At 59.2% G+C, this 13,483-nt stretch carries 7 protein-coding genes; 3 read left to right on the top strand and 4 right to left on the bottom strand.

Annotated elements, in window-relative coordinates; translation table 11 throughout:
- The first annotated feature begins 128 nt into the window (after positions 1–128).
- Positions 129–1,295: a DegT/DnrJ/EryC1/StrS family aminotransferase gene (locus tag ACZ500_RS25910; RefSeq protein ID WP_464230325.1), complete on the top strand. Its 1,167-nt coding sequence runs from the start codon at positions 129–131 to the stop codon at positions 1,293–1,295.
- 43 nt (positions 1,296–1,338) lie between these two features.
- On the top strand, positions 1,339–2,463 hold the full coding sequence (gene wecB / locus ACZ500_RS25905; protein ID WP_464230324.1) for a non-hydrolyzing UDP-N-acetylglucosamine 2-epimerase: 1,125 nt from the start codon (positions 1,339–1,341) through the stop codon (positions 2,461–2,463).
- A gap of 237 nt (positions 2,464–2,700) precedes the next feature.
- On the opposite strand, the gene ACZ500_RS25900 is transcribed toward wecB, so the two are convergent.
- A complete protein-coding gene (locus ACZ500_RS25900) occupies positions 2,701–5,058 on the bottom strand; it encodes a C1 family peptidase (RefSeq protein ID WP_464230323.1) in 2,358 nt (785 codons plus the stop codon).
- Positions 5,059–5,486: 428 nt separating this feature from the next.
- Complete coding sequence (locus tag ACZ500_RS25895; RefSeq protein ID WP_464230322.1) at positions 5,487–7,544, bottom strand: STT3 domain-containing protein; 2,058 nt, start codon at positions 7,542–7,544, stop codon at positions 5,487–5,489.
- Between the two features lie 478 nt (positions 7,545–8,022).
- Here ACZ500_RS25895 and ACZ500_RS25890 point away from each other — a divergent pair, with 478 nt between their 5' ends.
- Entirely contained in the window at positions 8,023–9,639 is a 1,617-nt protein-coding gene (locus ACZ500_RS25890; RefSeq protein ID WP_464230321.1) for a hypothetical protein, read from the top strand.
- 33 nt (positions 9,640–9,672) lie between these two features.
- Here ACZ500_RS25890 and ACZ500_RS25885 read toward each other — a convergent pair whose 3' ends face one another.
- Positions 9,673–10,389 (bottom strand): 4Fe-4S dicluster domain-containing protein, encoded by a 717-nt coding sequence (locus tag ACZ500_RS25885; RefSeq protein ID WP_464230319.1) that lies wholly within the window; start codon positions 10,387–10,389, stop codon positions 9,673–9,675.
- A 4-nt stretch (positions 10,390–10,393) separates the two neighbouring features.
- Positions 10,394–13,477, bottom strand: coding sequence for a formate dehydrogenase-N subunit alpha (gene fdnG / locus ACZ500_RS25880; protein ID WP_464230318.1), 3,084 nt, complete (start codon positions 13,475–13,477; stop codon positions 10,394–10,396).
- Between the last annotated feature and the right edge of the window lie 6 nt (positions 13,478–13,483).

Here is a 13,483-nt window from a genome sequence, read left to right as displayed (position 1 = left end):
TTGGCTGAGTACGCAAGGACATATTCTGCCTCAACAGGTTTATTTCCCCCCACACAGAAGATTTTCCTCCTCTGGACAGCATTTACTTTCTTATGAATAGAGTACGCATCTTTCTCTCCCCTCCCCACATGAGCGGCCTGGAGCGCGCGTTGATCGAGGAGGCCTTCGAAAGCAACTATATCGCGCCGCTCGGCCCCATGGTGGACGCCTTCGAACAAGAGTTCAGCGAGTACACCGGGATCAGCCACTGCTTGGCAGTCTCGAGCGGTACGGCGGCCATGCATCTGGCTCTGCACCACCTCGGCGTGGGGCCCGGGGATGAAGTCTTCGCTTCTTCCCTCACCTTCATAGGGAGCGTCTCCCCTATCCTCTTCGAGGGTGCCGCCCCTGTCTTCATCGATTGCGACTACCGGTCCTGGAACATGGACCCTGCTCTTCTGGCCACTGAACTCGAGCGATGCGTCGGCGTAGGGAAGCCCCCCAAGGCGGTTGTCCCCACGGATCTTTACGGGCAATGCTGCAACTATGGTGAAATCTACGCAGTGTGCCGCAGATTCGGCGTCCCGGTCATCGTCGATGCGGCCGAGGCACTTGGAGCGCGCTTCACTTCCGCCGACGTCGTAGGGGATCTCGGAGAAGGACAAACCCACGCCGGCAGGGGGGCGCACGCCGCGGTCTTCTCTTTCAACGGGAACAAGATCATCACAACATCGGGCGGGGGCATGCTGGCTTCCGACGACGAGGAACTCATCTCCCACGCGCGGGTTCTGTCCCAGCAGGCACGCGGTCCTCAGGCGCACTACGAACATACCGAGATCGGCTTCAACTACCGCATGAGCAACATCCTGGCCGCCATCGGCCGCGCGCAGCTCCAGGTGCTCGATCAGCGGGTCGCGCGTCGGGGGGAGATCTTCGATTATTACCAGAGTGCCCTCGGTGACCTTCCCGGTCTCGAATTCATGCCGGAGGCGAATTATGGGACGGCCAACCGGTGGCTGACCGTGATCCTCATCACGCCGGAGATCTTCGGCCCCGATCGTGAGCAGGTACGGCTTGCGCTTGAGGCGGAAAACATCGAATCCCGGCCTGTGTGGAAACCCATGCATCTGCAGCCGGTTTTCAACTGCAACGGGGTCTCCCTGCGCCAGGGGAAGAAGCAGTATACTGCCCGCGCAGTCGGCGGGCAGGTCTCGGAGGATCTCTTCGCGCGCGGATTGTGCCTCCCCTCCGGGACCGCCATGACGCAAGAAGATCTCGATCGCGTCATCGCCGTCATCCGCAATCTATCCAAATAGCTTCTTTTCGCGCACCTCACAGCCTTTTTAGGAAGACCTATCCATGGAACAAAACACGTTTGACCTTGTCGCCGGGGCACGCCCCAACTTCATGAAACTCGCGCCGCTGGTGCGCGCCTTCGCCGCCATCGAGGAGGAACTGGAGGCCAGGGGTCTGGGCTGGCGCATCGTACACACCGGTCAGCATTACGACGCAGCCATGAACGACGTGTTTTTCAGCGAATTGGGCATACCCGTGCCCGATGTCCACCTCGAGGTAGGTTCGGGAACCCACGGCGCCCAGACGGCACGCATCATCGAACGCTATGAACGGCACCTTATTGAGAATCGGCCGGTTGCGACCGTGGTCTTTGGGGATGTGAACTCCACGGTGGCTTGCACTCTTGCGGCCGTCAAGCTCCAAATCCCGGTCTTGCACGTGGAGGCGGGGCTTCGGAGTTTCGACCGCACCATGCCCGAAGAAATCAACCGCGTTCTGACGGATACCGTTTCCGATATGCTCTTCGTTTCCGAGCCGAGCGGGATGGCAAACCTCGAGCGCGAAGGGGTGAGCGGGGACCGGGCCTACCTCGTGGGCAACGTTATGATTGACACCCTGGCGCGCGAACTTCCGCGGGCAGCGGCAACCGGCATCGCCGGGCGGCTGTGCGTCGAGCCGGGCGGCTATGGGCTCATGACGCTGCACCGCCCGGCAAACGTGGACAATCCTGGGGTCCTGCGGCCGGTGCTTGAATTGCTCGTGGAGTTCAGCCGCAGTCTGCCCATGGTTTTCCCGGTGCACCCGCGCACCCAGAAGGCAGTCAGCGAGCACGGTCTGGATCACCTGCTCAAAGCAAACGGGACCCTGAAATGCATCCCTCCCCTGCCCTACCACGAAAACCTCTCCCTCATGTCGCAAGCCAGGGTGGTATTGACCGACTCGGGCGGGATGCAGGAGGAAACCACGTATCTCGGCGTACCCTGCCTCACGCTCAGGGCCAATACGGAACGCCCCGTTACTGTGACACACGGAACCAGCCGTTTGGTAGGTAACGACCCGAAGAACATAGCCAAGGCGTTCGATGATGTCATGGCAGGGCAATGGGCTAAAAGGCAGGATATCCCCCTATGGGATGGCAAGGCCAGCGAGCGCATCGTCAGGATTCTGGTGGACCGGTTCTCGGCCTGAGTGCGCCTTCCCTGACGGGGCCAACTAATAGGGCTTCCCGACATCTTTATGGATACCTATCTGAAGTACATAAAGGCAGAAAACATCAGCGCCCCTCATCGCAAACCCTTGAGAAATGGTTCAGAATTATCAAACTTTGCTTGTCCCCCCGGCAAAGCCGGGGGTTTACTCGGATTAAGGACAGAATGGTAATTGCGAAGGAGACAGGAACAGCTCGAGGAAAAGGGGGATGCGTTTCTAAAATTTATTGACGTTCGCTCGTTCGCCGAAAGGACACAATTCAGTGACTCCCAATTGAACACCGAAAACCTTCGATTCCTGAATATCACGGACACCCCATATATACGTCAGAGAGTAAGCATTGCGCATTGTCAGTACATTTTCGGAACTGTCGCTCACATAGCTATCCGGAAGCGTGATGCATTTAATCCCGCCCCAACTGTTGTTTACCGTCCGTGGTGCATACCCTACCGATTGACCATTGATCAGAATCTCGATCTCATCCCCGTAATCGGCATCATAAAACTCGCACTCGATTACCACGTCGCCTGTTCTTGAGCCAAACCAAAAATCCACCGATGATTGGTTCGTCAAAACTCCAGGGGCTTTATAACCATAAGCGCCTGCTGCCGGTAATTCAATAGCTCCTGGTGGAACACCGAAAACCTCTGATTCCTGAATATCACGAACCCCCCATATATACGTCAGAGAGTAAGCATTGCGCATTGTCAGTACATTTGCAGAACTGCCGCTCACATAGCTATCCGGAAGCGTGATGTATTTAATCCCGCCCCAACTGTTGTTTGCCGTCCGCGGTGCATACCCTACCGATTGACCATTGATCAGAATCTCGATCTCATCCCCGTAATCGGCATCATAAAACTCGCATTCGATTACCACATCGCCCGTTCTTGCGCCAAACCAAAAATCCACCGATGATTGGTTCATCGAAACTCCCGGGGCTTTATAGCCATAGGCGCCTGCTGCCGGTAATTCAATGGCTCCCGGTGGAACACCGAAAACCTCTGATTCGTGAATATCACGAATCCCCCATATATACGTCAGAGAGTAAGCATTGCGCATTGTCAGTACATTTGCAGAACTGTCGCTCACATAGCTATCCGGAAGCGTGATGTATTTAATCCCGCCCCAACTGTTGTTTGCAGTCCGTGGCGCATACCCCACCGATTGACCATTGATCAGAATCTCGATCTCATCGCCGTAATCGGCATCGTAAAACTCACATTCGATTATGACATTGCCTGTTCTCCCCCCAAACCAGAAATCCACCGATGATTGGTTCGTCAAAACTCCGGGGGCCTTATAGCCGTAAGATCCAGCAGCCGGTAGTTCGATCACATCTGGGGGTACCAAAGGCGGAGGGGGAGTGGACTCGGCGACTGTAATATAATCCGTCTTGACGATTATATCCGTACTGTCGGGTCTTGAAGATTCCAGGGAGACTGAGTAGTTTCCGGAATTCGTATAGGTATGGGATGGGTTTTTGAGCGTGCTGGTCTGTCCGTCGCCAAATGTCCAATACCATGCTGTCGGATTTCCGGTGGAATGATCTGTAAACTGGACCGTCAGCGAATCGGTTCCCGTGGTGGTATCGGCGCTGAAATCGGCCTGTACGGGGGGCGGGTCATATACCACGTAAGAGGCGCCGTAGCCCACCCGGGAGGCCCCATATTCAATTTTCATGTACCCGTTTTCACCCCATCCAGTCCCCCAGGAATTCCTGAGTATCCACACCCCGTTCGCACCCTGGTTGTCATCCCAGCCGACAATAACGATGCCGTGGTTGACAGCAGCATCTACGTTTGTGTTGAAAACACCCCTTCGATAGTATTGAAAGGCACTTCCCACATAAACCGCTGCCGTGACCGGGCCGTATGTCATGATTGCGCGCTTGATATCTTCTGTCGGAGGAACAGTAAAAGGCGAACTGACATAGGCCCAATCAGTGATTTTATATGGGTGATTATAGGGGCTGCCACATGTCGTATTCCGCGCAGTATATGCAAAATCATCTTCGATGACCGCTCCTGCCTCAGTCTCCGATGCGTTGTACTTCCACTCATGGTAATCGTGTGCCCACCAGCCACCTCCACATCCCCAGTTGTTTATATTGCAGGAAACTAGGTATTGCTCGGAAAGGTCTACAGATTTACCTTCGTAGATCAGGATGTTGCTCTCTAGCGGTGCCACCGTGGCGAACGCCCAGCAGGACCCGCACGAACCTTGATCTCTGATTGGGGTGCAGAGCCCTTGTGAACACCAATTGAAAGCAGACGGCAACGCCACCGTGCCGATAGAAGATGCTCCTATTGGTTCCTGTGCCCGCGATCCGAGACGGTACTTAATTTCCGGTGTCCACCGGGTGGGGGCCATTAGGCCGCACAATTCGCGTAATGAACGATCTGTGGCCTGGTTGGCGCCGATCTCATAGGTCGCGCCACCCGCCTTCAGTTGATGCCTTAACTGCAGGAATTCAAGCGAGCCCAACTCTGCATGCACTGTCCCGCTGAAAACCAGCAGCAGGATCAACACATGCCCTAGAAAGGTGACCGACTTCAATCCGCCTCTAGACATAACCAATCCCCCCTCTAAACCAATGGCTTGTTAAATATTGGATTTATCGTGATTTTCCTGAAAAGGTTCTAACTAGGCACTTTTGACTACGATTTTTGTTCTAAATTCATGCAAGATTAGAACCACCATAACAGGGGTAAGAACTGGGTATCGGTTCGGCCACGCTGGTTTTCCGGGGGGTGCCTGCAATACCGGCCGGCAGGGGGACTATGTTTGGCTCCAAGTGTCTTCCGGCGCCTCTTCGATCAGGCTCTTTTGGCAGCAAGCACCTGGTGCCGATAGAAACAACGGCCAAAGGTTCCTGCGGATGAACCTAGCTGAGGGTGAGATCAGTTACAGGTCGAATAGACCATCTGGTGGCTTCAATTACAGAATGGTAACTATGAAGAAGGGAGGAATAGATCGTGGGAAACGGGAATGCCTTTCGATCAAAGCCTTATCTTATATATGCGGACATCGGGTGCGCGATCAAGCATAAGCTCGAAATAGCGCTCGAAATCAACCGGATCCCCAAGCAGCATTTGCACCAGATTGGATCGATACATTCTCTCTCCCATCAGAGCGGTGATTCCTTTTTGGGTGTCGATCACGGCAAAAACCCCGGAAGGGGACCCGTAATCCAGGTGCTCGATTCCAGTCTCCGTAACAAGGGTGAGACCGGAGAGCCAAACGGCCTGGTTCCGGACCGTCAAAGTACCCGCAACTTTGTTGAACTCCAGGATTTTTTCGTGCAACTCGAAAGGGGTTTTATCGCCCTTCCCCTGAGAGAAGTCCCAGGTACCCAACCGCAGAATGGCTGGGATTATCTTGACGTTATCCCAGGACAGGACCAGATACTGCTCAGGCAGGTGCTTCTTCTCAGGGCGGGGAAGATCGGCGATCCCATCGAGAAAGGATTGCACCTCTGAAGGGGCTTTTTTTCGGAATATCCCGGCAAAGGGGTTCCCGTAATTGGGCAACTCCGCGCACCTGACGCGATAGGGCCGGGCCTTTTCCGCAGCGTACGCCATCAGATGAAAACCATATGCGGGGGAGTCGGCCCCATAGATCCAGGCCAGGGGAACCGCATATTCCGCCCTCACATGCCCCCCGTCCGAAAAGGTGCCCGCCCTCGCATAATATTGGGCCGTGTAGCCATAATCCCACCAGATCCAGAACTGAGCGCCTGGGGTTATCTTGCCGCGCATGTCGTGCAGCGCTTCGATCGTCTCCGGGGCGGCGGTCGTCATGGGGGCTCTGTTTCCCAACAAGGGGACCGTCGTGATGACCAGAAACCCCGCCAGCAGCAGGGCTTGACACACAAAGCCAATGCGCCGCCACCCGAGCCAGCGCCGCAAAACCTGTGTGAGTCCGAACCCGAGCCCCAAGCCGATGACAACTCCGCCATACATCGTAAAGCGTTCGCCCAAGCGAAGGCCGGCCAAACCCAACAGGAGAAGGGGCAGAAAGACCCAGGCCGCCGGGCGGCGCCAGAGCAGCGCAGCGTATCCACAAATCCCCACGGCAAAAAGCGGCCACCCGCCGGCAATGGCATAAAAAACGGAGCGGAGATCGATGTTTTTCGCTTCGACGACGGTGTCCAGGACGGCGGGATAGAGATCGTCAGGCCCGCGGGCGGCCCATCCACCGTATCCCGCCAACTTTCTCAACGCTCCGCTCACCCAGTTCTCGACCCCCGAAAGGGTGAACACCGCCGCACCTGTAACCAGCAAAGCCAGGACCAGGAACAGCGGATGCGAGGCCAACCAGTCGTAATAACGAGGCCTCAAGAACCCGACCAGACAGAGGCCCGCACCTGAGGCAAGGCCGATCCAGCCGCCGGAGGCCGCCAGGACCACGATCGCCAGACCCAGGATCACCAACAGGCGCCCGCCCCTGGATACCGTAATCAGGCCAAGAATCCCCGCCGTGGCGAGGATGGCCAGGAGGATGGCCGAACCCTGCGGGTAGAGCAACAGATAGAGCCTGCTGATCAACCCCATACCGAGGGGCCAGAGGAGGGTCCATCCGGGCGAGAGGCGCCGATCATTCCCCCACGGTGGCCGCATCCGGCCTTCGAGCCAGCAACAGAGAAGGACACAAATCAAAACGGGGAAAAACAGCGCAAAGAGATCGGTGTCGAAATAGCCGAGCCGGGTGCGCCACAAGAACCCAGGCGCAGCACCCGCCAGCACACCGGCGGCCACCGTCCCCTCCTGGAGGCGCCAGCGGGCGCCCAGCCATGCAAGGGGCACGGCCACAAGGGGAGTCATGATCATGGGAAGCCAGAAGGCGATGTCGGCCAGGTTGAACCCCGTAGCGGCGTGCAGGAATCGCAGGAAGCCGGCGACGGGGGAGCAACTCAAATAATTGACACGGTCCGCGCCTGCCAGCCAGGCATAGGCATCATGGGTAGCCAGGACCCTGTGGCCATCCACCAGGAAGAACTTTTCGGGGGCATGGATCAGATCGACCAGGCGAAAGGCGGCGCAAATGACAACAGCCATGGCGCACGGTACTATCCAGTCCCTGTGTCTGAAGGCAGAGGGGGGTGGGCCCTCAGGCGTAGATTGGTTGTCTGGAGGCTGGTCCGATTTTCTCTTTACTGGTTTTATTGAACGCTTCATGAGGGTTGCTCAAGCTGAATGTTTATCGCCGATCTGCGCCCACTGCCGGCGCCCAACCGCACAGGGGGGGGCGGCATGGGTTCCTGCCTGATCGAACGAGGCATGACGAAGCGGCGGCTCCGATGTCCAACAACAGGGCTGCGGCGCATCGCGGACCGGCTCTTGCAGACCTGAGGCAGCGGCAAGGCTAACATATAAAGAGCCAGCGCATCGAGTCAAGTGAAAGAAGGCCGGCGAAACGACAAAAGCGCCGGAGGAACCTTCATGGATTTTCCATTGACCCATTCAGCGATCTTTATTATGCTCGCTTCGGTGCCACCCAGACTACAGCCTCATTTTCCTTCCAAGGAGCCAGCGATTGAATACCATGGATGCAAGTCAGCGGCCGCAGCAGGACGAGCGGTTCTGCGAAGACTACGACAGCATTTCCATCAAGGAGTTGATCCTCACCATCTGGGGATTCAGAAGGTGGATTGTAATCCTGGGATTTGCAGCGACCTTGATGGTCGCCGCAGTGGGAGCGGTCCTTTACTTCTTACAGGAGAAGTACCCGGTCACCAAGCTGTCCTTTCAACTGGAGTTCGACAGCGCCGAAAAGGGGCAGTACCCGAACGGAACACCGTTCAGTTCGATGGACATCCTGGTATCACCGGTACTGAAAGAGGTCTATAAAATTAACGACCTCCAAAGATACATGAGTCTGTCCAAATTCAAAGGGTCGCTATCCGTTATCCAACGCAACGACGAGATGCGGCTCCTCGAGTACCGCTATGCCGCCAAGCTGGAGGATCGAAAACTTTCCGTTGAGCAGAGGGAGCGGCTCGAAACCGAGTTCCGCGAAAAGAAGAAGAGCCTCATGACCGCCAACTACGAACTCGTGTTCGCCGGGGATGAATCCGCCGCATCATTACCGCCCACGCTGCGGGCGAAGGTCCTGAACGATCTGTTGAACACGTGGGCGGAGTACGCCCAATCGGTCAAGGGAGTCACCCAGTACGATATCGCGCTGGTCTCCAAAGACATCCTCCGTCCAGAAGACATCGAGACCGAGGATTATCCGGTAGTCATGGACATGCTCCGGTCCACACTCAAGCGGGTGCTCGACGACATCGACAAGGTCATGAAAGTCCCCGGCGCTGCAGTCTTCCGACTGCCCGAAAGCGGCCTGTCGCTGCTCGATCTGCGCTACCGCACCCTCGATATCGAAAGCTACAGGCTGAATCCCATGCTCGCCATCGTGGGGGCGGCCTGGGCAAGCGGAAATGGCCGACATACCGGGGAGTATCTCAGGCATCGGATCACCGAACTCAAGATGAAGGCCCAGGATGCCGACGCGCGCATCAGGGTGTACGAGAAGGCGCTAAAGGCCTACGTTCAAGGGGGCGGCGTCGATGCCGTCGGCGGTGAGATCGCAGGGGTCTTGCAGGTGCCTTCTCCCGGCGGCGTGCAGCCGTTCGGATCTAACGTCATGCCCCAGATCGGTGAATCCTTCCTCGACAATCTCATCAGCATGGTCAAAGCGAACCTGGACATCGAGTTTCGACGCAGCCTCACGCAAAAGATCATCGAGGTCGGCCTTGAAAAGGCCATGGCCGACTCGGACCTAAACTATTATGGCCAGATACTGAAAAATATCGAGGATGCGGAAAAAATCGGCCCGGGGAAGACCTCCGCCGACGGCGCACGGCAGGAGATCAGAAGAAGCATCGAGGTGATTTACGACAACCTTATGCAAACCATCACCCAGAGCAGGGCCATCTACGAGGGGTTGAGCCAGGCCAACCTCAATGCGGCCAGCACGCTCTACAGCCTGACCAAGCCGGTCTATTTCTCGATCGAGAAGGCGTTGACGACCCAAAGGCTGATCCCCTACCTGGTGGTCGCCTGGGTGTTGCTCCAAGGCTGCATCCTGCTGGGCGTCTTGATCGCCAGTGCTTTTATGAAACCCGGGGGGAAAAATCCGGCAGGGGCATAGAGGAACGAACGTGGCACACCTTCTTTTGCGGTATCAACTCAAGAGAGAGCGCAGGATGCGGCGGAGGGCGAGGCTGCGGGTGAGGCCGTGGGTGGTCTTGGCGACGGCATTTTCGTGGTATCTTCGAGGGTCGTCGACGATGAGGAAGATCACGCGGACATAGTTCTCGTCGAGGAGGCGGGCCTTGGGGTAAGCCGGCTTGAGGGCGTCGACGCGTGCGTGGCCCAAGCGGAGGATCTCATCACGGTCGCCGAAGCGGATCGCGCCCGTGGGGCAGGCGCCGGCGCAGGCAGGGAGCAGGCCTTTGGAGATGCGGTCGATGCAAAAGGTGCACTTGACGATGCGGCCGTCGGCGGCTCGCCGGGGGATGTCGTACGGGCAGACGTCCCGGACATCCTGGAATACCGCTTGACGGACCTTTTCCGTGTAGACCACGGCACCGGTCTCCGGATCCTGAATCACGCCTCCCGAGACATACCCCTCGATCGCATCCTTGCAGTCCGGTGAGAGACAGTGGCGGCACTGGTCTGCGAAAAAATACCAGACGGGCTTTGTGCCGGGGGGTTCGGCGGGCTTCTCTTTGAAGCGCACCAGTTTGAAGGTTTGACCGTCCAGGTCGCCCGGGTTTTGATGGCTGCCGCGGTTGGATGAACTGTCAACGCCGTTCTGGTTCCAGCTCTTGCAGGCGATCTGGCAGGCTCGGCAGCCGGTGCAGCGGGTCGTATCGATCAGCATCCCTTTTCCTTCCATCGGATCAACCGTCCTTTCGCTGTAGGCTCACCATGAAGGCCTTGGTTTCGGGGATGCGGGTGTTCGGGTCCCCGGCAGAGGGAGTGAGGAGATTGGCGCTGTCCCCGCCGGCATGAGGCCAGAGCCAACCATAATGCCAAGGCAGTCCTACCACATGGACTTCGGCGCCGTTCACCTTGAAGGGCCGGAGGCGCGAGGTCACCATCGCGACGGCCTCGAGCGAGCCGCGGGCAGAGGCCACCACCACTCGGTCGCCGTTGCGGATGCCCTTCTGCCGAGCCAGCTCCCGGCTCATCTCGACGAACATTTGCGGCTCGGCCTCTAGGAGCCAGGGCATGGAACGGCTCATGGCACCGCTCTGCCAGTGCTCGGCCACGCGGCAGGTGGTGGCGACGATCGGGAAGCGCGGATCGGCGGCCGGCCGGCGCAGCCCGCCGAAATCGTAGGCGCGCAAAAGCGGGTTCACCTGTTGAGCGTTCATCAGATTGGCCGCAGCCGGTCCTTCGACCGGTTCATAGTGCTCGGGGAAGGGCCCGTCCAGCAACCCCGGGCCGAAGACACCCCCCAGACCGTCGGCGCGCATGATGAACGGGTAGCGGCTGTCGGTGCGCGCCGACCCGTCGGGGTTCTGCATGGGAAACCAGCCGCCGTCCGGCACATCCCCCTCCCATCGATTGGCGACGTAGCGGCCCCCTTCAATCGCCCCGGTAAACCGGATGACGGGCCGCTGCGGATCCCAGGGGCAGCCCTGCAAATCCACCGCGGCGCGGTTGTAGAGGATCCGCCGGTTCATGGGCCAGGACCAGGCCCACTGTGGATAGAGGCCAATGCCGGTTGGGTCTTCCCTGCCGCGGCGAGCCATCTGGTTGCCGTCGGCGTTGTAGCTCTGGCAGTAGAGCCAGTTGCCGCTTGCCGTCGAGCCGTCCTCCTGGAGGAGTGCGAAGGAGGGCACCGGGTCGCCCTTTTGAAAGGCCTTGCCCTGGATCGTCGCATCGCGGGTGAAGCGGCCGTTGATGCCACGCGCCGCCTTGTGCGCATCGAAACGGCCCTCGGTCCTGTAATCCCAGGCGAGATGGGTGATGGGCTCGGGGAAGGCGCCGCCCTCGCTTTGGTAGAGCACACGGACGGCGGCGAAGAGCGTGGTCAGGATATCCCCGTCGCTGCGGGCCTCTCCGGGCGGCTCCTGGGCCTTCCACCGCCACTGGGCCCAGCGGCCGCTGTTGGTGATGGACCCCTCCTTCTCCATCGAGGCCGCGCAGGGGAGCAGGAACACCTCGGTTCGAATGGTGCGCGGGTCCATCCCCGGACCTTTCCAGAAGGCGGCGGTCTCGGTCTCGAAGAGATTCGCCGACACCATCCAATCGAGCCTGGCCATGGCCGCGCGGGTGCGGCCGGCATCAGCCCCGCTGCAGGCCGGGTTCTGGCCCCAGGCAAAGAATCCGCGGAGTTCTCCCCGGCCCATGGCCTCGAAGATGTCGAGCCATGTGTAGGTCCGGTTGTCGGCGAGCTTCGGAAGCCAGGTATAGCAGAAGCCGTTTTCGGGGGTGGCCGCCTCGCCGAAGAGGGCCTTCAGGAAGCTGACCACGTATTTCGGGCGGTTTTGCCACCAGTTGGCGCTGAGGGGGTCGGAGGAGGACGGCGTGTTCTCCTTCAGGTAGTCGGAGAGGGTCGCCATGGTGGCCTTGGGGACCGGAAGGTATCCCGGCCAGTCGCCATAGAGAAGCCCGTGGTCCGTGGAGCCCTGGACGTTCGACTCCCCGCGCAGGGCGTTCACCCCGCCGCCTGCCATCCCCATGTTCCCGAGAAGGAGTTGAATGATCGACATGGCACGGATGTTCTGCACCCCCACCGTGTGCTGGGTCCATCCCATGGCATAGAGGATGGTCCCGGCCCGGTCGGGCTTTCCGGTGTCGGAAAAGCACTCGTAGATGCGAAGGAGGTCCTTTTGCGGCGTGCCCGTGACGGCACTCACCTTCTCGGGGCTGTAGCGCGCGAAATGGGTCCTCAGGAGTTGGAAGACGGTGCGCGGATGGGTGAGGGAAGGGTCTTTGCGGGCTATGCCGCCCGCGTCCGTCTCGTAGGCCCAGAAGCTCCGGTCGTAGGCGCGGGCGCGGGGATCGAAGCCGCTGAAAAGCCCGTCGTGGAACGCGAACTTTTCGCCGACGAGGCAGGCGGCATTCGTGTAATGGGCCACGTAATCCCTGAAGAAGCGGTTTTCCGAAAAAATATGACGGATCATGCCGCCGAGGAAGGCGATGTCGGTCCCCGGGCGCAGCGGGGCATAGATGTCCGCCTTGCTGGAGGTCCTGGTGAAGCGCGGGTCCACGTGGATCACCGTGGCGCCCCGTTCGCGCGCGGCCTCGACCCATTTGAAGGCGACGGGATGGTTCTCGGCCGGATTGCTCCCCATGATGAGGATGCAATCGCTGTTGCGGATGTCGATCCAGTGGTTCGTCATGGCGCCGCGTCCGAACGACTCTGCCAGAGCCGTCACCGTGGCGCTGTGTCAGATACGGGCCTGGTGCTCGATGTAGACCAGGCCGAGGGCGCGGAGCATGGCCTGGTAGATCCAGCACTCCTCGTTGTCGAGCGCGGCGCTGCCGACCGAGGCCACCGTGGTGCAGCGGTTGACGGTCCAGCCGTTCGGGTCGACACATTCGAAGTCGTCGTCGCGGGTCTTTTTGATGCGCCCGGCGATCGTCGACAGCGCCCAGTCCCAGCTCTTTGTCTCCCAGTGGTCGCTGTAGGGCGCCCGATAAAGGACCCGGGTCAAACGGCGCTCGTTTGCGGCAAGCTGGTCGAGGGCGGCGCCCTTTGCGCAGAGAGCGCCAGCGTTGATCGGGTGGTCGGGGTCCCCTTCGGTGTAGACCACCCGGCCCGTCTGCGGATCCGTGTGGCAGATCACCCCGCAGCCGACGGCGCAAAAGGGGCAGATGCTATGGGTCGGCACGGTCCCATCGGTTCGGTCAGGCCAGGCGGCGGAGGCGGATTCGGGCTGCTGCGAGCCCAAGGCCTTGCGGCCGCCTACCGCCACTCCAGCCGCCACGGTCCCGCTCAGCTGCAAAAATTTACGCCGCGTCACACGCATAATGTA

Source organism: Desulfatiglans parachlorophenolica, from assembly GCF_055394735.1.
Note: the sequence above shows the minus strand (reverse complement) of the source record. Positions and strands in the feature narration are given on the sequence as shown.